Genomic DNA, 19,503 nt, shown 5'->3' on the forward strand with positions numbered 1-19,503 from the left:
GGATTTTTTTTATATATTTATCCAAACCAAACTTCTCACTATTATGATTTTCTACGGAACAAAAGGAGCGCATTTACACAGCGAAAAAGTTAGTGGTGTAAAATGTAATCACTGTGAACAACAAAACACTCACACTATTAGTATTTTTGGTAAATACTTTTACATTTATTGGATACCTATTTTTCCTATAGGTAAAAAGGGAGTGTCTGAGTGTAACCATTGCAAAGCTACTTACGAACGTAAAAACATGAGCGAACAATTAAAACTAGCTCATGACAATGTAAAACGAAATGCAAAAACTCCATTCACACATTGGATAGGTTCTTTATTAATGGGAGCTATAATTCTCTTCGGAATTTACTCTGCACAGCAACACGATAAGGATGTTGTTACCTATATTAATTCTCCCGAAGTTAATGATATTATTGAATACAAGTCATCCGACAAAGCCTACTCTACCGTAAAAGTAACAAACGTTACCGCCGATTCTATTTTCTTTGTAGCCAACTCTATGGAAATAAGTAGAAAAAGTAAACTTTATAAGATAAACAAAGAGAAAAACTATAACGCCGAACGATTCGGAATGAGTTTAACTGATTATAAAAAAGCTTTTGATGACAAAAAGTTTTTAGATGTTGATAGATAAAAAAACAGGGCATTTAGCCCTGTTTCTTTTTATTCTTAATTATACGTTTTCACTAATCTAACAAACTCTGCTTTATAACCATCCTTATCCTCTCCTACTTCTCCTTCTATCAAACTAAGTACATCTTCAATTTTTGATTTATTTTTAAATTTTGATTTACTTAATTGCATTCCAAATAAAGCTACTGCTGAAATAAATTTCATATCATTCGTTGGTACCAATACTTCATTTTTTACAGTTTTCACTAACTCTATACTCTTGGTGCCTTTTGGTAATTTGTATCTAAACTTCACGGTTAATAATTCATCATTAAAACTACCTAATTGTTTATTTTGAGTATACTTTAATTTGGGTAGTTTCTTCAAAAATTTACTTTTTACTCCTACAGGAATTAATTCATACAATGCTGTTACTGTATGACCACTACCTAACTCACCAGCATCTTTTGTATCATCAACAAAGTCTTCATCATTTAATAATCTATTTTCATACCCTATTAAACGATACGCTTGTACTTTCTTTGGGTTGAATTCTACTTGAATTTTCACATCCTTTGCTATTGTATATAAAGTTCCTCCAAACTCTTTACCAAAAACTTTCTGTGCTTCTTGCATCGTGTCTATATATGCATGGTTTCCATTTCCTTTATCTGCTAAAACTTCCAATTTATCATCTTGGTAATTTCCATAACCAAACCCCAACACAGATAAAAAAACACCTGATTTACGTTTTTCTTCTATCAACTCTTCCATTGCTACATTGCTTGAAGCTCCTACGTTAAAATCACCATCTGTAGCTAAAATAACTCGATTATTTCCATCTTTTATATAATTTTCATTTGCAAGTTTATAAGCTAACTCTATTCCTTCTCCTCCTGCTGTTGAACCTCCAGCTTCTAATTGATCTAAAGCCTCGAGTATTTTCCCTTTTTCATTTCCTGATGTAGGTTTTAAAACTACTCCTGCCGCCCCTGCATATACAACTATAGCCACTCTATCTTTTTCTCTTAACTGATTTACCAATAATTTAAAAGCTGACTTTAATAACGGTAGCTTATTTTGTTCTGACATAGACCCTGAAACGTCTATTAAAAAAGTTAAGTTTGATGCTGGTAACTTCTCTTGCTTATACTCTTTTCCTTTTAATCCTATTCTTACTAACTGGGTATCTTTATTCCATGGAGTAGAAACAACTTCTGTTGTTATTGAAAAAGGATGTTTCCCTGTAGGTTGTGGATACTTATAGTCAAAATAATTTATCATTTCTTCAACCTTAACTGCTTCTTTTGGTACTTTTTGACCGTTATTTATCATTCTTCTTATGTTACTGTAAGAAGCTTTATCAACATCAATAGAAAAAGTAGATAAAGGTGAATGAATTGGGCTTTTAAAAATATTCTCACTTCTTCCCGCATAAGAGTCTCTATTTTCAATTTGACTAAGCCCTCTGATTCTGATACCTTTTGAGACCGATGATTTTCTCCTTTTTGAAATACCGTAGGCTGTTACTACAACTTCTTCTAAAACGCTGTCAGCCTCCATTAAAATATTAATCACATAACTGTCTTTTACCTTTTCTTCTAGAGTTTTCATACCTACAAAAGAAAACACTAGTACGTCTCCTTTATTAACAGAGATAGAATATCTTCCATCAAAATCAGTTTCCGTACCATTGGTAGTTCCTTTTACCACAATAGTAACTCCAGGTAATGGACCAGATTCATCTGATACTACACCTGTTATTGTTCTTTGTTGCGCTACAAGTGTTATTGAACTCAATAATAACATTGCATAAAATAGTTTTTTAAACATAGCTTTTCGTTTTAAAGTTTATATAAAACTACTTAACGCTATACTTCAATAAAAACATAAATGAGGGAACAGGTTAATTAGAAAAGTAAAAGATACTTTTTAGTGAGGTAAAATTTTAGCAAGTGTTTTTTTACGTTGGATTTTTTTTGTTTCAGTTTCTATGAATTTATCCACAAAATAAATTCCTTTCGGAATTTCATACTTGGTAAGCCCCAATAGATTTCTCACTTTGTTCAAAATGACACTATCTTTCTCTCCTTCTATTACTAAAATTAATCTCTCTCCTAATTTTTGATCAGGAATACCAGTAACAAAAAAACGATTCGGAATAACTTTGGATAGCTTCTCTTCTATTTTCTCTGGATGTAGTTTAACTCCTCCAGAATTAATTACGTTGTCATAACGCCCTAACCATTCAAATTCTGTTTTTGAAATCAGGCGAACTACATCATTTGTTACAACTTTTTCTTCAGAAACTTTAAACGCATCAATAACTAAACAGTTTCGATTGTCTTGAGATAATTGTACATTAGGAAGTACCTTGTAGTGGGATTTCTCGCTATCGTTCGAAATGACATTGTTTAGCTTTTTAACAGCAATATGCGTAATTGTTTCTGTCATTCCATATGTAGCAAAAATTTCAGTCGATTTATCTTCGATAATTTTAATTAAATCATTTGCTACGACTCCTCCACCAACAATAAGTTTCTTTATTATATGAATGTTCTCCAAAGAACTTCTTAACTGTAAAGGTACCATCGCGGAAAAATCATAATTTTTTACAATTTCAACTTTAGAAGTTGGAGCGACTACATCAATGCTCCACCCTAAGGTCAGTGCACGCACTAGCATCATTTTTCCTGCAATATAATCAGTTGACAAACACAGTAAAGCTGTAGTATTTTCTTCTAAGTTAAAAAAAGCTCCTGTAGCTTTTGCTGAGTTTATCATAAACTCTTTTTTTAACGATATTGGCTTAGGCTTTCCTGTGGAGCCTGAAGTTTGCACAATTACAAAATCATTAGTATTAAACCAATCTGATAAAAATTGATATATGGAATCGTTTATAGTCTTCGAAAAAGTTAATAATTCATCTTCCGATGAAAAAGATATTCCATTTAACTGAAAACTTTTATGAAAATTTAGATTCTTCACTACGTTCAGAACACTGTTTTTATAGTTATTGGTTAATTATTTCTGGTTTTTCTATATTTCCAAACAGTTTTTCTTTCCAGTTTTTCCAACCATATTTTTTTGAAAATAAAAGTAGCATTAAAGGGTACAAAATAAATACAGGTAAAAACATTTCTATACCAACTGAAGGGTCTGAAGTATCTACAAATAAAGCATCTGTTTGAAAAACAGTCCAATCAGTTGTTACTAAGAATGCTGCTACAATATTGTTAATAGCATGTAAACCTAATGCTAACTCTGTTCCTTCATCCATTAAGGTTGTAATTCCGAAGAAAAAACCTGTTCCTATATAAAATACCATTGAAATATATCCTAGCTTCTCTACTTCTGGATTTGCTCCATGTAGTAATCCAAAAGCTACTGAGGTCACTATTAATGGAACCCACTTGTTTTTAAACCAAGTTCCTAATCCTTGCATAAAATACCCTCTAAAAAGTAATTCTTCAAAACTTGTTTGAATCGGTAAAAACAAAAAAGATATTGCTACTAAAGTAAAAAAAGGAAGAGGTTTAAAGTTCCAAGTATAATTTTCTGGAGACAAAAGAATATCAGAAGACACTATTATTACAGATAATATTCCCCACACAAAAAAACCGAACCAAAAACGACTCCAATCTATTCTCAATCTGCTTGTTACAACTGTTTTAATTGCCCTTTTATGAATGTATTTTACTCCTAAAAACAATGAAGCTAATCCAAAAGCAAACATGGCAACCATCATAAATAAAAACAAGTTCTTATTTATTCCTAAACTCATAAAGCTATCATCCGCAGCTCTTAAAAATTCATTAGTATTTTCAGAATGTAAAACCGCCGTAATAGCTAAAGGAATTACACCTATAAATTGCCATCCAAATAAAACTATAAAAATAACTAGTAGGTATAAATACCACTGATTTTGCCCTTTATATGCTTGTTGTATAAAATTCATTGTTAAATATTAAAGTTCCAATTTCTACCTACATTATATCCTAAACTCCCGTTCAAAACTTCCAACGGACTTTCAATATTATTTGTAAACAAACTTCCCGTTCCTAATCCTTGTGGTAATGGATTATTCAACGTGTACGTCCATTGTGCAATAGCATTTAAGCCAATATTACTTTCTAATGCCGAAGTAATCCAGTTTCCTGCATTATTATTGGCTGCTATTTGAATCCATTCGTTACTTCCTTGAAAACCTCCAACCAAGCTTGGTTTTAAAATAATGTACTGAGGTTGGATTGTAGCTATACAGTTTTCTTTTTCTTTGGAAGAGAAAACGCCTATCAGTTCTTCATCTAAGGCAATTGGTAATGGAGTTTTTTCACATAAACTTGCCATTTCTTGCCATTGACCTTGTTTTATAGGCTGTTCAATAGAATGTAGCTCTAATTCAGCTAGCCTTTTTAATTTCTCTAAAGCGTTTTCAGGTAAAAATGCTCCATTAGCATCTACTCGTAACTCTATTTCTTTGGCTGAAAATTCTTTTCGAATTGATTGTAATAAGGCTATTTCTGTATCAAAATCTATCGCTCCAATTTTCATCTTTATAGTGGTAAAACCTTGTTGCAACTTATCTTTTATTTGCTGCTGCATAAAAGCTTTATCTCCCATCCAGATTAATCCGTTAATGGAAATTTGCTGTTTTCCTTTTGTAAAATCTGATGGAAACAATTCAAATGGTGTTTTACTTTCTAACGACAAAAAGGCCTGCTCTAATCCGAATTGTATCGACGGAAACTCAATGAGTTCGGGTAACAATTTCTCTAAACCTAAATTAACATTGTTACTTACCCATTGTAATTTTTCTTCATAATCGGGTTTATCATCTGCACTTAAACCTCTAAACATTCCACATTCTCCAAAACCTTTCTTTCCTTCATTTTCTAAAATTAAAAACCAGGTTTCTTTGGTTCTTAAAACTCCACGAGAAGTCCCACTAGCTTGTTTAAAGTTCAGTAAGTATTTATGGTAAGTAGCTTTTATCAATTGTAAGTTTTTTAGTTGTGAGCTTCAGAAGCTTTTTTAAAATTATCCAAATATTGTTGACTCATTCTTTTTAAAGATCCTTTAAAGTATGGTAATAAGCAACTCATTACATAGGAATTGCTAGTACAAGTAGTAGTTTGTAATATCTTGGTTTTATTTCCTTCTGAAGTAAACGTATAATCATCCGTTTTTAACATGTTTTCTGCATCAAAATAAAGAGTTAATTTTTCATTTTGCTTATATGCTAATACTTCTTCAGTCGTCGTTACTAATTTCCCTTGGTTTTCAACAACTACTTTATACTTACTCCCTACCTTATCTGGTTTTTCTTCTAAAATTTCAATTGACTTCACCTCTGGCATCCACTCTTTCATCAATTCTTCATCCTGAAAATCCGAAAATACTTCATTTACTGGCTTATTAATTGTTACTTCATTGATATAAACAACTTCTTGTACTACTATTCCTGTTAAAAAAAATGCAAGAATTAAAACTGTTATAGCTCCTAAAATTATTTTGATTGTTTTCATATATAATACCTAAATAAAAGGTTTACTTAAATAGTTATTGTTTGTCCAATTTCTAAAATCACCAATTCTTTTTTTGCTTGAGCAAACTTTTCTTTAGCTTCTTCTACATCTATTTCTATTGGAGGGAAGGTATTAAAATGACATCCTATCACCTTATTACAAATAACTAAATCACTTGCTATAATAGCATCATCAACTCCCATTGTAAAATTATCTCCTAAAGGAAAGATAGAAGCTGTTAAATTAGTTGACATCGGTATTAGTTGCATATCCATTGTTACCGCTGTATCACCAGAAACATATAATGATTTTTCTCCTGCGGAAATTACGAATCCTCCGGGTTGACCTCCATAGCTTCCATCAGCAAACGAAGAGGTGTGAATTGCATTTACGTATTTAGCTGAAAAGGTATCGTTAGTATAAGTACCTCCATGATTTACTGGGTGACCTTTAAGTTTTTTTGCTTCATAATAAGTTACAATCTCATAATTTGAAACAATTATAGCTCCAGTTCTTTCTGCAATACGTTCTACATCTAACACATGATCTTGATGTGCGTGTGTAAGTAATATATAATCTGCTTTTACTTGATCTACGTTTATATTAGTAGCTAATGGGTTTCCTGTAATAAAAGGGTCAACTAATACGTGTGTTCCGTTAATTTCAATACCAAAACATGCGTGACCATAAAAAGTGATTTTCATTTATTTATTCTTTTCGTTTAATTCGTTTTTTAATGAATATAATTAGTAAAACTATTAAAAGTATAAATGGCCAAATGTTTACCAAACCGATAAAAAACCACTTTATATTATCTACTCCATTACCAAAAGCATCAGCTATACGTCTTCCAAAACTTTTGGAATAAGTTTTACTTACTTCTTTTTTATAAAATCTGATTGTTAAGGTTGAAAACGACACTTGATTTTGTAAATATTTCAAACGTCCTTCCATCGACTCTATTTCAGACCTTACGTTTGTTAGCTCTCTTTCAACTTCTAAAATTTCTTTTACCGAACTAGCCTTTTTAAGTATTTCGCTATATCGTTGTTCTAATTCTTTTTTTACTTTCAAACGTGCTTGTACATCCAAAAATTGTTCTGTTACATCATTTACAGAAATATTCTTATTATCAAACCTCTCAACTTTTGATGAAATCTCATTTAAAAAGTCATCAAAACTTTCTGAAGGAATTCGAACCGTTAAATTTGAAGTAATATTTTGAGAAGACTTGTATTCGTTATCAGCAGAAATGTATCCGTTATATTTTTTTACTGCTTGCTCTATGTGATTTCTTGTCTCTAATAAATCATCTGTTTCAAATGAAATGTCACCTGTTTTAATAAGTTTTCTTTCAATTGTTACTTCTTTATTCTCTTGTGCAACTTCTGATGCTTCTACAATCTCTTCAGTAATATCAAAATTTCCTGAAGTTTTAAGTTCTCCATAAGAGTTTGGGTTCTCTCCTTTGCTATTGCAGCTTACAAATAATAAAAATGCTCCGAAAAAGACTAAAATAGTTCTCATAGTATTAAATTTTCTCGGGAAGTTACAAAATTTGACCTAATCCGAATAAAATTGAAAATAAAAAGGTACTAAGAGCTACTTTTTTTAACTCTCCATCTAATAGAGCTTCTTCCTTATTTTTATAGACAAAAAATAGGTGTTTTAGTAGAGGAATATAAGCTATAATAAATAAGAATTGATATGTTGATTTAAACTTGATTACCGTATATAATAAAGCAAAAATAAAAGACGCTATAATTAGAAGATAATGATACGTTTTTGCAGATTCTGCTCCCATTTTTACCACAAGAGTATTTTTTCCTGACATTGCATCATTCTCTCTATCTCGCATATTGTTTAAATTTAACACCGCTGTACTTAACAGCCCAACAGTGATTGCTGGTAGAAAGGTTGTAAAATTTAGTTGTTTCGTGTATAAAAAGTAAGTTCCAACGACTGCCAATAACCCAAAAAAAATAAAAACAAAAACATCTCCAAATCCACTATAACCATAAGCAGATTTCCCAACGGTATATTTTATAGCAGCAACAATTGAAGCGATTCCTAATCCGAAGAAAATTACTGAATACAAAAAGTTGTCTTTGCCAAAAGAAACATAAATCAGTAACAATGCTATAATAGTCGTAACAACTCCTGTAACAATCATTGCGTTTTTCATTTGTTTTGGAGTAATTGCTCCTGAAGCCACCATTCGTGCCTCTCCTTCCCTTTTGTTATCCGTACCTTTTACTCCATCTCCATAATCATTGGCAAAATTAGATAACACTTGAAAACCAATTGTGGTTAGAATTGCCAACCAGAAAATAGAAGACTCCAATATATTTTTTCTTCCAACATAAATAGTTGTATCAAGAAGAGTTGAAGACACTTTCAAAAAAGATTCATTTAATCCTAAAAATGCTCCAACAATAATTCCTGAAACAGATAGTGGTAGGGTACGTAAACGTGCTGCTTTTATGTAGTTTTTCATTGAGATAGTATGATTTTCAAAGATAAGTTTTTTAGACATAAAAAAAGGAAAGCTTAGCTTTCCTTTTATCTTAAAGTATATGAGCCGTTTATTTATTCACCACCGCATCAAAACCTACTTTTGTTCCTGGTTTATCTATAAAATATTCTCTTTTGTCAACTAAAATATTATCTCTAAATATTTCCATTGTTATTGTATAAACACTAAAATTATCTGTGGCTTTATCTTCATATTCAAAGGCTAAATTAGCTGCAAAATTAATTTCATCTGTATACGATTTCTTATAAGGAAAAACATTAGTTGTTGTAGTGTTATCATACTTAAAAAAACCTGATTCTAGAAAAACAGTTTTAATTCTTCCATTATTGTCATTACTTGTACTTGTAATGTTAAACGTTATTGTTGCCAAGGCTCCATTTCCATCAATAGATAAATCCGTATCATCACATGATGTTAATAAAACTAAGCACAGAAAAGTAAAAAGGTATCTCATTCTTTTTTATTTTTTAATAATTATTTTTCAACAAACTTACTATAAAGAAAAAAGTGTGCTACTCTCGTAACACACTTTTAAGAAAATTTTATATTTCTTTACTAAAGGTTATTTGCTTCAGCTATTAACTCTGCAATATCTTTTACTTGTATTTGTGACTCTTTTTCTTTGAATTTAACACCATCAGTCATCATGGTATTACAGTAAGGACACCCAGTAGCAATAATTTGCGGATTCGTTTCTAATGCATCTTCTGTTCGCAACACATTAATATCTTTATCTCCTTTTTCTGGTTCTTTAAACATTTGTGCTCCTCCAGCACCACAACATAATGCTGTTGACTTATGACGCTTCATTTCTGTCATTTTTACTCCTAAACGACGAATTAATTCACGTGGGCTTTCATATACATCATTTGCACGTCCTAAATAGCATGGATCGTGGTATGTTAAACGTTTTCCATTTAAGTTTTCATCTTCTATGGTTAAACGTCCTTCTTTAATTAGCTTGCTAATATATTGAGTGTGGTGATACACTTTATACTTTCCTCCTAATCCGGGGTATTCATTTTTTAATGTGTTAAATGAATGTGGATCGCAAGTAACAATTGTTTTTACTTCGTAAGCATTTAATACTTCAATATTAGTAACTGCTTGCATTTGAAATAAGAACTCGTTTCCGGCACGCTTTGCTGCATCTCCTGTTGAACTTTCTTCGGTACCTAATACTGCAAAATCAACTCCTGCTTGTTGTAATATTTTTACGAAAGCTCTTGTTATTTTTTTTGCTCTATCATCATAACTTCCTGCAGCTCCTACCCAAAACAACACTTCTGGTTGTTTTCCTTGAGCCATCATATCTGCCATTGTTGGTACGTTCATAATTCTTTATCGTTTAATTGTTAAACTGTTTTTTTGTTTACACCTCTAACAGAGGTTACTTTTTAATTTTTATGGAATGAAATAGTTAAAAACTACTCTTCGTCTTTCCAGTTTAATCTATCCATTTGACTATACTGCCAAGGCGCTCCATTATTTTCAATATTGGTCATCATCATATTTAACTCCTGAGGAGCTGCTGATTCTTCCATTACTAAATAACGACGCATATCCATAATAATAGATAATGGATCGATACCAATAGGACATTCTTGTACGCAAGCATTACAACTTGTACATGCCCATAATTCTTCTGGAGTGATATAATCGTTTAATAACTGCTTACCATCATCTTTAAACTCTCCTCCATTTTCATCAATATTCTTTCCTACTTCTTCTAAACGGTCACGTGTTTTCATCATAATAGCACGTGGTGATAATTCTTTACCAGTTAGGTTGGCAGGACAAGATGATGTACAACGTCCACACTCAGTACAAGTGTATGCGTTCATTAACTGCACCCAGTTTAAATCAGTTACATCTGAAGCTCCAAATTTTTCTGGCTCCCCTTCTTCTTCTCCTTCTTCAGGCATAGCATATGGGTCAGCGTCTGGATCCATCATCATTTTTACTTCCTTCGTTACCGCTTCTAAGTTATTAAACTGTCCTTTAGGATTTAAGTTTGCAAAAAACGTGTTAGGGAAAGCTAATAAAATATGTAAGTGCTTAGAGTAGTATAAATAGTTTAAGAAAATTAAAATTCCTACGATATGTAACCACCAAGCTGTTTTTTCAATAGTATGCAACGATTCATTAGAAAAACCATCAAACCAAGGTGCTATAAACTGAGAAACTACATTTCCTACTCCTGCTTCTTGAAAATGTACATCTGTCGCATTCATTACCAAGAACAAAGTCATTAATACCATTTCAAAATATAGAATAATATTACCATCATTCTTTGGCCAACCTTCCATTTCTTTGTTCCAAAAACGTTTTACTTTCTCTATATTTCTACGGAACCAAAAAATTGTTACAGCTACAAAAACTAGTAATGCCAACACTTCAAAGTTTCCTATCAAGAACCCGTATAAAGCATCTCCAATAATTGGTTGAAAAACACGATGTGTACCAAATAATCCATCAATAACGATTTCTAACATTTCGATATTGATTAAAATGAACCCAACATACACAACTATATGTAAGATACCTGAAACTGGACGTCGTACCATTTTATATTGCCCTAAAGCTATTTTTGCCATGTTTTTCCATCGCTCAGGTTTTCTATCCGTTCTATCAATGTCTTTTCCTAATTTGATGTTTCGTATTAACTTACGAACATTCATTACAAAATACCCGATACCTGCAATTAAGATAAGTGCAAAAAAAATGTTTGGTACGTATTTCTCCATCGTTCTTTAATTATTAAGTTTGTTAGGTTTATAAAAACGTAAGTTTATTTATTACTTACATTTTTGGTATTATTCTCTTCGTTATACGGCTTTGCTTTTTTCCCAAATAATGAGAAGTGTACAAAACGTTTTGGGTTTAGTTTCATTTCCCTTAATAGCTCTTCTAACTCTTTTGAAGCATTAGTAAGATTTGTATACATTTTCTCATCAGTCATTAACTTCCCTAGAGTTCCTTTTCCTGACTTCATTTTAGCTAATAAACCATTAACATTTGCTAAAGTAGCTTCTAGCTTTTTAACTGATTCTCCTAAGTTAGCTTTTGCTAAATCATCTGATACTTTAGAAAAATTGTCAGTTATCTTTTTGGTATTAGCTAAGGTAGCATTTAAATTACCTTTATTATCTGCTAATAATGAATTTACAGAAGATAATGTTTTACGAACATCAGAAATAGTTCCTTCTAAACCTAAAATACTTCTATTTAAACTCTGACGAGACTTTTCGTCTAGTACTTGGTTAAACCCAATTAATAAAGAATCTGCCCCTACTAAAACATTTTCTAGTTTTGCTTGAATAGGGTTTAACTTTTCACCTACTGATGAAAATATATCTGACTCGACCTCTCCTTTTAAATAATCTCCTGACTTGGCTATTTCTCCATCATATTTAGGTACGATTGCTAAATTTTGACCTCCCATTAAGCTTGCTGAGTAAATCTTAGCAATACTATTTTTAGAGAAATTAAAGTCGGTATCTAATGAAATCTTAACAATTAAGTTTCCTTTTTTATCTGGATTATCATTGAATCTGATTTCATCTACTTTCCCTACTTTCAAGCCATTAATGGTAACAGAGCTAGCTTCATTAAGACCATTAATATTATTGTACTCTACAAAAAAGTGCCTTGCATTAGCACTGAACAAATCTTGTCCTTTTAGGAAGTTATAACCCCAAATAAATAGCGCAATAACAACGACAGCAACAATTCCTGTTTTTAGTTCTTTAGACATAGAATATATTTATACGAGCGAAAATAACAATAATTTTGGGAGTATAAATATAGAACACCTCTAAATTAACGGTTTTTCAGTGCTTCTTTTATTGAAATTCGCTTTCCATTTTTAAAAGCTACTACCCAAGCATCTTTATACCCTTTACTTCTTACCTTAGGTAAAACCTTCTTTATTCCAGATAAACTTGGTGAATTTCCGTAGTAATATTTGTAGTAATCATCTATAAATAAAGACTCAATGTTTTCTAACCCTTTAAAACTACTTGTAGAAAGTTTTTTTCTAGACGCTGCTATTTGTATTCTAAATACAACGTCTGTTGATACTGATTTTGATTCTGTAGTTTTTTTCTTTGGTGAAGTTTCTTTTTTAACTACTTTTTTAGGTTCCTCTTTCTTTATTACAGGTTTTGAAACTTCTTTTTCAACCAACGGTGCATTAACTGTTAGTGTTTCGCTAATCGTATTTAGCTTTAATCTCTCAAAATACTTTTTTATTGCTTGAGCTATTGACTTGGCCATTCTTATTTGCCCCTTTCTAGAATTTAGATACTTACCTTCATTTTTATTAGTTAAAAAACCTAACTCTATTAAAACACTTGGCATAACAGTTTCTCTTAATACTAAAAAGTTTGCTTGCTTTACCTTTCTATTATTTCTTTTTATTGCTACAAAGTTATTTTGAACTAAACCTGCGATTCCTAAACTATTTTCAAGGTTTTCTTCTTGTAGTACTGACAATCCAATAACTGACTCGGGTGAATTGGGGTCGTAATCATAATTCTGCTTATAATTATCCTCTAATAAAATTACCGAGTTCTCTTTCTTAGCAATCTCTAAGTTTTCTTTATTTCCACTCAATCCTAACACAAAAGTACTTGCTCCGTGCGGATCAGGTCTTCTAAAAGCATCACAGTGAATAGACACAAATAAATCTGCTTTCTTATCATTTGCTATTTTAGCACGATTATGTAGCTCTATAAAAACATCTTTTTTACGAGTATAAAATACTTCTATATCTTTTGAAGTTAGTAACTCTTTACCTACATCTAGTGCTACTCTTAATGCTATGTTTTTTTCTCTAAAACCATTCCCTAGGTTCCCTGGATCTTTTCCTCCATGTCCTGCATCAAGAACAACTGTGTATTTTTTTTGCGCTGAAACCGATAATATTCCTCCATATAAAATAGTTAAAGAGGTTAGAATGATTAAGCTTAATTTTGAGATATTATATTTACGGAAATTTAAGAATTGCATCAATAAAATTTAACTATTTTTGGTTTTTAAAATATAGGCATTCAAATAGCACGCCAAAGTTTTTAAATATAACACAAAAATAGTATTAATAATATTGCGAGCAAATCCAACTTACATACTTTTAGCTTTCTATCTTTTTTGTTTTCAATTAAGTAATGCGCAAGAATTTGGCAAGAAAGGCATTACTCCTCAAAAACCTAATAAAGACTCTATTTTTTCTAGTCCTAAAGACACCTTAATTGGTTTAAAAAATAATGCTCTTGTTAACAAAAAAAGAGACACTATTGCTAACGATTCTATTAAACCGAAAGAAGTAATTGATGGTATAATTACTCACGACGCGGAAGATTATACTATACAAAATGCCAAAGACAAAACTATTACTTTATATAATAAAGCCCAAGTAACCTATACTGATATTGAATTAAAAGCTGGAATTATTATTCTAGATTACAAAAACAATATGGTATATGCTAAAGGTATAAAAGATAGTACAGGATATCATCAGAGACCTCAGTTTAAACAAGGAGGACAAGAATCTGAACAAGATTCTATCCTTTTTAACTTTAAAACTAAAAAGGCTTTAGTTTATGGTGTTAAAACAGACCAAGCAGGGATTATTACTTACGGAGAGAAAACAAAAAGGGTAAACGATTCTACCATATATATGCGAAGGTTACGTTTTACTACTTCAAAAAAGAAAATTCCAGATTATTATATTCAAACAAATAAAGCAAAACTAGTTCCAGGTAAAAAAATTATTGTTGGTGGTAGTAACTTAGTACTAGCAGATGTACCAACTCCTGTTTATTTACCTTTTGCTTATTTTCCTTTAACGGATAAGAGAACCTCTGGTTTTATTATTCCTTCTTGGGGAGAGAGTAATAATCAAGGTTTTTTTATGCAAAATGGAGGATACTACTTTGCTTTAAGCGACTATTTTGATTTAACGGTGTTAGGAGATTTATACACCAATGGTAGTTGGGGATTAAATGCTTCCTCCAACTATTATGTTCGTTATAAGTTTAATGGAAATTTTAGTGTTCGTTTTGAAAATATTATTCAAGGTATACGTGGTTTAAGCGACTATCAAAAATCTACTAATTTTAACCTTAGATGGAGTCATAGTCAAGATGCTAAATCGAGTCCAAATTCTCGTTTCTCTGCCTCTGTTAATCTAGGAAGTAGCAAATATTATCGTCAATCTTTAAACGAGTTTAATAGCTCTCAGTTTTTAAACAACACATTGAGTTCTTCTATTTCTTACTATAAAAACTTTGTTGGTACTCCTTTTAATGTTAGTGTAACAGCTACCCATTCACAAAACACCAATACAGAGTCTATTACCATGACACTCCCTTCTTTGCAACTTAACATGGATCGTATTTACCCGTTTGCAGGAAAAGGAGGAATTAAAAAGAACGCTATTCAGCGAATGGGACTTAACTATAGTATGCAAGGTCAATATCAGATTAATACTACTGATGATGAGTTTTTCACTTCTAAAATGTTTAAAACAGCAAAAAAAGGAGTTCAACATAACTTAAGTACAAATACAAGTTTAAAAGCTTTTAAATATTTTACATTATCACCTAGTGTAAACTACAAGGATGTTTGGTACTTTGATCAAATCAAAAAACGATATGACCCTACTGCCGTAAACAAAGACGGTAATTTTGGTGCTGCTGTTAATGATACTATCAGTGGTTTTACTCGTTATAATGAATATAACTTTGGAGTTTCATTATCTACCAATATATATGGTACGTTTAACTTCAAGAAAGGCCGTTTAAAAGCAATCCGTCATACAATTAGACCCTCTATTTCATACGGATATCGTCCAAACTTTGCTGATGATTACGATTTAACAGTTCGTCAAAGCTCTGATCCAAATGACTTACTAACTTACTCTCCTTTTGATGGTGGAATTTATGGAGAACCAGGAAGAGGGGTTTCAAATTCAATCGGAATCTCTGTAAATAATGTCTTAGAAGCTAAAGTAGCTCCTAAGGACCCCGATAGTGATGAAGAGGATAAAAAAATTACAATTCTTAACAACTTAAATTTTAGCACAAGCTATAATCTAGCCTTAGACAGTTTACGTTGGTCTCCTGTAAGAGCAAATGCAGGTACACGCCTTTTTAAAGACAAACTCGCTTTAAACATGAATGCTACTTTTGACCCTTATCAAGTAAACAGCAAAGGGCAAAGAATAAATAAATTTAACGGTAGTCTTCTTAGAATGACTAATTTAGGTGTAACAGCAAACTACTCTATTTCTAGTAAAGATTTTGAAAAGAATAAAGATGGTAAAGATGACTCTGATAATAAAAGTGGAAATGGAGCCCAAGACACTCCTGACGTTTTTGGAGAAGATATAGGTCCTACTAATGGCTTTCCTAACAATAGAGGTAACAAAAAGGGTGAAAGCGAAACTAAAGAAACCGAACTATACAGAGCTAAAATACCTTGGACTCTTAATTTAGCTTACAGTATGAGCTACACAGACAATGGTTTAGAAAGTAAAATTGGCAATAACACATTAATGTTTAGTGGTGATGTTGAACTCTCACCAAAATGGAAAGTTGGTTTTTCTTCTGGTTACGATATCAAAGACAACGCTTTTACCTACACAAGATTGAACTTTTCTAGAGATTTAGATAGTTGGCGATTCAATTTTAACTGGACTCCTTTTGGTGTTAACTCATCTTATAATTTCTTTATTGGAGTAAAATCTTCAGTATTAAGTGACTTAAAATGGGATAAAAACAAACCACCAGATAGAGTTTTATTCTAAAGTTAGAAAATCTAACTTCCCCTTTTTAACAAAGCAAACAACTTTATAAACTCAAACTAAAATGAAAAAAATAATCACAACTGATAAAGCTCCAGCTCCAATTGGACCATATAATCAAGCTGTACTTAGCGGAAATACTTTATACACTTCTGGACAAATAGCTATTAACCCCGAAACTGGTGAGTTAGTTTTAGATTCTATTGAAGCAGAAACAAAACAAGTAATGCAAAACATGAAAGAAGTATTAGCTGCTGCTGAAATGACTTTTGAAAACGTTATTAAGACTTCTATTTTTATTTCAGATATGCATAACTTTTCAAAAATAAATGCTGTTTACGGTGAGTATTTTGATGAAGCTACAGCTCCTGCTCGTGAAACTGTTGAAGTAGCTAACTTACCTAAATTTGTCAATGTAGAAATTAGTATGATTGCTGTTAAGTAAGCCAATCTTAAAAACATGAATAAATAAAAAATCCACTTTTTGAAAGTGGATTTTTTTATTATATCGCTTTGATTAATAATTCTGCTGTTGATGGATTTGTAGCTAACGGTACATCGTGAACATCACACAAACGCATTAACATTGAAATATCTGGTTCGTGTGGATGTTTTGCTAATGGATCTCTAAAAAACAACACCATTTGACATTTCCCTTCTGCTACTCTACCTGCAATTTGTGCATCACCCCCAATAGGTCCTGATAAATATTTGGTTACTTCAAAACCTGCTTTTTCTGCTTTCTCCCCTGTTGTTCCCGTTGAAATTAACTGAACACTTTTTTGGCGTAAAACTTCTTTGTGTTCATTTAAAAACTGAACCATTTCAGCTTTCATTCCATCATGTGCTATAATTGCTATTTCCATAAATAGTGTTTAAAAAAGTATTCCCGCAAAAAGCGGGAATACAATATTACAAAATATTTTATGCTTTTATAAAGAAGCTGAATACTCTAGTAAATCTACAATTTTTGTAGCATATCCAAACTCATTATCGTACCAAGAAATTACCTTGAAAAAGTTTTCGTTTAACTCTAAACAAGCGTCAGCATCAATTACTGATGTTCTTGTTTCTGAAACAAAATCTTGTGACACTACCTCATCTTCAGTATACCCTATAATTCCTTTAAATTCACCTTCTGAAGCCTCTTTTAATGTTGCTAAAATTTCTTTTAACGAAGTTGCCTTATCTGTTCTAAATGTTAAATCAACCAAAGAAACATCCGCTACAGGAACTCTAACAGCCATCCCTGTTAATTTACCTTCTAGTTCTGGAATAACCTTTGTTACAGCTTTTGCTGCTCCTGTTGATGTAGGTATAATATTGTTAACTACTGAACGTCCTCTTCTCCATTTTTTGTTAGGTCCGTCAACCGTGTTTTGTGTTGATGTTGCTGCATGAACCGTGGTCATCAAACCTTCTTTTAACCCAAAGTTATCGTGAATAACTTTTGTTAATGGTCCTAAACAATTTGTTGTACACGAAGCATTTGAAAAAATGTTTTCATCAGCTGTTAATTCTTTATGGTTTACCCCCATAACATACATATTAGCATCTTTAGAAGGCGCTGAAATAATTACTTTCTTTGCTCCTCCTGTAATATGCATTGCTGCCTTATCTTTGTCTGTAAAGAAACCTGTAGATTCAATTACATACTCTGCTCCGGCTTCATTCCATTTTAAATTTTCAGGATTTCTTTCCGCAGTTATTCTTATTGTTTGTCCATTTACAACTAAGTTTCCTTCTTTTACTTCAACATCTCCTTCAAAACGTCCATGAACAGAATCATACTTCAATAAATAGGCTAAATAATCTACATCTAACAAATCGTTAATAGCCACAACTTGAATGTTGTCTCTTTTCATTGCAGAACGGAATGCTAATCGACCAATTCTTCCAAATCCGTTAATTCCTATTTTTATCATTATTTAAAATTTTATATTCATATTTAAGTGGTCATAATATCAGATACGCGTAATAATTCGGTATCAATATTATGTTGACCTTTGATTGCTTTTTCTAAATCGGTAGAAATTACTTTATTATCTTTCAAGCCTACCATCAAATTTGTTTTTCCGTCAAGTAATAATTCAACAGCACTTACACCTAGCCTACTTGCTAAAACTCTATCAAAACAAGATGGAGAACCTCCTCTTTGCATATGTCCTAGCACAGAAACCCTTACCTCATATTCAGGTAAATTTTCCTCTACATAATCAGCCAGTTCAAATACATTTTTTCCAGTTTTATCTCCTTCTGAAACTACTACTATACTTGATGATTTTCCTGACCTTCTACTTTTCTTTAATGATTCTAACATTCTTTCTAACCCTAAATCTTCTTCAGGAATTAAAATCTCTTCAGCTCCTGCACCAACACCTGCATTTAATGCTATAAATCCAGCATCACGTCCCATAACCTCAACAAAGAAAAGTCTGTTATGAGAAGAAGCTGTATCTCTAATCTTATCAATGGCCTCTACAGCTGTATTCAAGGCTGTATCATAACCAAGGGTATGACTTGTTCCTGAAATGTCATTATCTATTGTTCCTGGAATTCCTATAATAGGGAAATTGAACTCTTTGTTAAAAATAACTCCTCCTGTAAAAGAACCATCTCCTCCAATTACTACTAAAGCATCTACATTGTTCTTTTTTAAGCTTTCGTAAGCTTTTTGCCTTCCTTCTTTAGTTCTAAAATCTTTTGACCGAGCCGATTTTAATATCGTTCCTCCTTTATGAATAATATTATTTACACTCCTAGCGGTTAAAGGAATTAAATCTCCTTCTATCAATCCTTGATACCCTCTATAAATCCCCATACAATCCGTACGATAATAGGCACAAGTCCTTACAACAGATCGTATCGCGGCATTCATTCCTGGAGCATCCCCTCCAGAAGTCATCACTGCTATTTTTTTAATTTTTCTCATAAAACGAATATCAAATTTACTCAATTTTAGTCATTTTTAAGTAAAAAACAACAAATTCATTTTTGCATTTTAATTG

General features: G+C 31.8%; 19 protein-coding genes. 3 read left to right on the forward strand and 16 right to left on the reverse strand.

All coding sequences use genetic code 11. From position 1 onward, the window contains the following. Positions 1–43: 43 nt before the first annotated feature. Positions 44–646, forward strand: a complete 603-nt coding sequence (locus ACTPNM_RS11680) for a hypothetical protein (protein WP_440121950.1) — start codon at positions 44–46, stop codon at positions 644–646. Positions 647–681: 35 nt separating this feature from the next. Here ACTPNM_RS11680 and ACTPNM_RS11685 read toward each other — a convergent pair whose 3' ends face one another. The 13 genes from ACTPNM_RS11685 to ACTPNM_RS11745 all read right to left on the reverse strand — a co-directional run bounded on the left by ACTPNM_RS11685 (position 682) and on the right by ACTPNM_RS11745 (position 13,701). Beyond that, positions 682–2,457: a YfbK domain-containing protein gene (locus ACTPNM_RS11685; RefSeq protein ID WP_440121951.1), complete on the reverse strand. Its 1,776-nt coding sequence runs from the start codon at positions 2,455–2,457 to the stop codon at positions 682–684. Positions 2,458–2,556: 99 nt separating this feature from the next. Continuing rightward, positions 2,557–3,612: an AMP-binding protein gene (locus tag ACTPNM_RS11690; RefSeq protein ID WP_440121952.1), complete on the reverse strand. Its 1,056-nt coding sequence runs from the start codon at positions 3,610–3,612 to the stop codon at positions 2,557–2,559. Between the two features lie 25 nt (positions 3,613–3,637). Then, positions 3,638–4,582 (reverse strand): lysostaphin resistance A-like protein, encoded by a 945-nt coding sequence (locus ACTPNM_RS11695; protein ID WP_440121953.1) that lies wholly within the window; start codon positions 4,580–4,582, stop codon positions 3,638–3,640. A 2-nt stretch (positions 4,583–4,584) separates the two neighbouring features. Next, positions 4,585–5,622, reverse strand: a complete 1,038-nt coding sequence (locus ACTPNM_RS11700) for an o-succinylbenzoate synthase (protein ID WP_440121955.1) — start codon at positions 5,620–5,622, stop codon at positions 4,585–4,587. Positions 5,623–5,633: 11 nt separating this feature from the next. Beyond that, complete coding sequence (locus ACTPNM_RS11705; protein ID WP_440121956.1) at positions 5,634–6,152, reverse strand: SRPBCC family protein; 519 nt, start codon at positions 6,150–6,152, stop codon at positions 5,634–5,636. Positions 6,153–6,178: 26 nt separating this feature from the next. Then, entirely contained in the window at positions 6,179–6,856 is a 678-nt protein-coding gene (locus tag ACTPNM_RS11710) for a metal-dependent hydrolase (RefSeq protein ID WP_274640603.1), read from the reverse strand. Positions 6,857–6,860: 4 nt separating this feature from the next. Continuing rightward, positions 6,861–7,679 (reverse strand): DUF4349 domain-containing protein, encoded by an 819-nt coding sequence (locus ACTPNM_RS11715; RefSeq protein WP_440121958.1) that lies wholly within the window; start codon positions 7,677–7,679, stop codon positions 6,861–6,863. A 22-nt stretch (positions 7,680–7,701) separates the two neighbouring features. Beyond that, a complete protein-coding gene (gene menA / locus ACTPNM_RS11720) occupies positions 7,702–8,649 on the reverse strand; it encodes a 1,4-dihydroxy-2-naphthoate octaprenyltransferase (RefSeq protein ID WP_440121959.1) in 948 nt (315 codons plus the stop codon). Positions 8,650–8,737: 88 nt separating this feature from the next. Next, a complete protein-coding gene (locus tag ACTPNM_RS11725; RefSeq protein ID WP_440121960.1) occupies positions 8,738–9,142 on the reverse strand; it encodes a hypothetical protein in 405 nt (134 codons plus the stop codon). A gap of 101 nt (positions 9,143–9,243) precedes the next feature. Further along, on the reverse strand, positions 9,244–10,023 hold the full coding sequence (locus ACTPNM_RS11730) for a (Fe-S)-binding protein (RefSeq protein ID WP_099216248.1): 780 nt from the start codon (positions 10,021–10,023) through the stop codon (positions 9,244–9,246). A 92-nt stretch (positions 10,024–10,115) separates the two neighbouring features. Beyond that, complete coding sequence (locus ACTPNM_RS11735) at positions 10,116–11,435, reverse strand: 4Fe-4S dicluster domain-containing protein (protein ID WP_244174742.1); 1,320 nt, start codon at positions 11,433–11,435, stop codon at positions 10,116–10,118. A gap of 44 nt (positions 11,436–11,479) precedes the next feature. Then, positions 11,480–12,445 carry an MlaD family protein gene (locus ACTPNM_RS11740; protein ID WP_274640599.1) on the reverse strand — a complete coding sequence of 322 codons (966 nt, stop codon included), beginning with the start codon at positions 12,443–12,445 and terminating at the stop codon, positions 11,480–11,482. Positions 12,446–12,510: 65 nt separating this feature from the next. Beyond that, on the reverse strand, positions 12,511–13,701 hold the full coding sequence (locus ACTPNM_RS11745) for an N-acetylmuramoyl-L-alanine amidase family protein (protein ID WP_440121962.1): 1,191 nt from the start codon (positions 13,699–13,701) through the stop codon (positions 12,511–12,513). Between the two features lie 94 nt (positions 13,702–13,795). Between ACTPNM_RS11745 and ACTPNM_RS11750 the strand changes: the two genes are divergently transcribed. Together ACTPNM_RS11750 and ACTPNM_RS11755 are read left to right on the forward strand one after the other, a co-directional pair. After that, positions 13,796–16,498, forward strand: coding sequence for a putative LPS assembly protein LptD (locus tag ACTPNM_RS11750; RefSeq protein WP_440121963.1), 2,703 nt, complete (start codon positions 13,796–13,798; stop codon positions 16,496–16,498). Positions 16,499–16,559: 61 nt separating this feature from the next. Next, on the forward strand, positions 16,560–16,940 hold the full coding sequence (locus ACTPNM_RS11755; RefSeq protein ID WP_440121964.1) for a Rid family detoxifying hydrolase: 381 nt from the start codon (positions 16,560–16,562) through the stop codon (positions 16,938–16,940). Positions 16,941–16,998: 58 nt separating this feature from the next. On the opposite strand, the gene ACTPNM_RS11760 is transcribed toward ACTPNM_RS11755, so the two are convergent. The 3 genes from ACTPNM_RS11760 to pfkA all read right to left on the reverse strand — a co-directional run bounded on the left by ACTPNM_RS11760 (position 16,999) and on the right by pfkA (position 19,427). Then, on the reverse strand, positions 16,999–17,361 hold the full coding sequence (locus tag ACTPNM_RS11760; protein ID WP_099216252.1) for a methylglyoxal synthase: 363 nt from the start codon (positions 17,359–17,361) through the stop codon (positions 16,999–17,001). Between the two features lie 66 nt (positions 17,362–17,427). Further along, complete coding sequence (gene gap / locus ACTPNM_RS11765; RefSeq protein ID WP_440121965.1) at positions 17,428–18,420, reverse strand: type I glyceraldehyde-3-phosphate dehydrogenase; 993 nt, start codon at positions 18,418–18,420, stop codon at positions 17,428–17,430. Between the two features lie 23 nt (positions 18,421–18,443). Beyond that, positions 18,444–19,427: a 6-phosphofructokinase gene (gene pfkA, locus ACTPNM_RS11770; protein ID WP_028891044.1), complete on the reverse strand. Its 984-nt coding sequence runs from the start codon at positions 19,425–19,427 to the stop codon at positions 18,444–18,446. Between the last annotated feature and the right edge of the window lie 76 nt (positions 19,428–19,503).

This window comes from Tenacibaculum sp. Ill (genome assembly GCF_051938915.1).
GTDB lineage: Bacteria > Bacteroidota > Bacteroidia > Flavobacteriales > Flavobacteriaceae > Polaribacter > Polaribacter larymnensis.

Bases quoted from the DNA above. Each gene is read 5' to 3' on its own strand.
- ACTPNM_RS11680 (WP_440121950.1), top strand. From the start codon at position 44: ATGATTTTCTACGGAACAAAAGGAGCGCATTTACACAGCGAAAAAGTT.
- ACTPNM_RS11685 (WP_440121951.1), bottom strand. From the start codon at position 2,457: ATGTTTAAAAAACTATTTTATGCAATGTTATTATTGAGTTCAATAACA.
- ACTPNM_RS11695 (WP_440121953.1), bottom strand. From the start codon at position 4,582: ATGAATTTTATACAACAAGCATATAAAGGGCAAAATCAGTGGTATTTA.
- ACTPNM_RS11705 (WP_440121956.1), bottom strand. From the start codon at position 6,152: ATGAAAACAATCAAAATAATTTTAGGAGCTATAACAGTTTTAATTCTT.
- ACTPNM_RS11710 (WP_274640603.1), bottom strand. From the start codon at position 6,856: ATGAAAATCACTTTTTATGGTCACGCATGTTTTGGTATTGAAATTAAC.
- ACTPNM_RS11715 (WP_440121958.1), bottom strand. From the start codon at position 7,679: ATGAGAACTATTTTAGTCTTTTTCGGAGCATTTTTATTATTTGTAAGC.
- menA (WP_440121959.1), bottom strand. From the start codon at position 8,649: ATGAAAAACTACATAAAAGCAGCACGTTTACGTACCCTACCACTATCT.
- ACTPNM_RS11725 (WP_440121960.1), bottom strand. From the start codon at position 9,142: ATGAGATACCTTTTTACTTTTCTGTGCTTAGTTTTATTAACATCATGT.
- ACTPNM_RS11730 (WP_099216248.1), bottom strand. From the start codon at position 10,023: ATGAACGTACCAACAATGGCAGATATGATGGCTCAAGGAAAACAACCA.
- ACTPNM_RS11735 (WP_244174742.1), bottom strand. From the start codon at position 11,435: ATGGAGAAATACGTACCAAACATTTTTTTTGCACTTATCTTAATTGCA.
- ACTPNM_RS11740 (WP_274640599.1), bottom strand. From the start codon at position 12,445: ATGTCTAAAGAACTAAAAACAGGAATTGTTGCTGTCGTTGTTATTGCG.
- ACTPNM_RS11745 (WP_440121962.1), bottom strand. From the start codon at position 13,701: ATGCAATTCTTAAATTTCCGTAAATATAATATCTCAAAATTAAGCTTA.
- ACTPNM_RS11755 (WP_440121964.1), top strand. From the start codon at position 16,560: ATGAAAAAAATAATCACAACTGATAAAGCTCCAGCTCCAATTGGACCA.
- ACTPNM_RS11760 (WP_099216252.1), bottom strand. From the start codon at position 17,361: ATGGAAATAGCAATTATAGCACATGATGGAATGAAAGCTGAAATGGTT.
- gap (WP_440121965.1), bottom strand. From the start codon at position 18,420: ATGATAAAAATAGGAATTAACGGATTTGGAAGAATTGGTCGATTAGCA.
- pfkA (WP_028891044.1), bottom strand. From the start codon at position 19,427: ATGAGAAAAATTAAAAAAATAGCAGTGATGACTTCTGGAGGGGATGCT.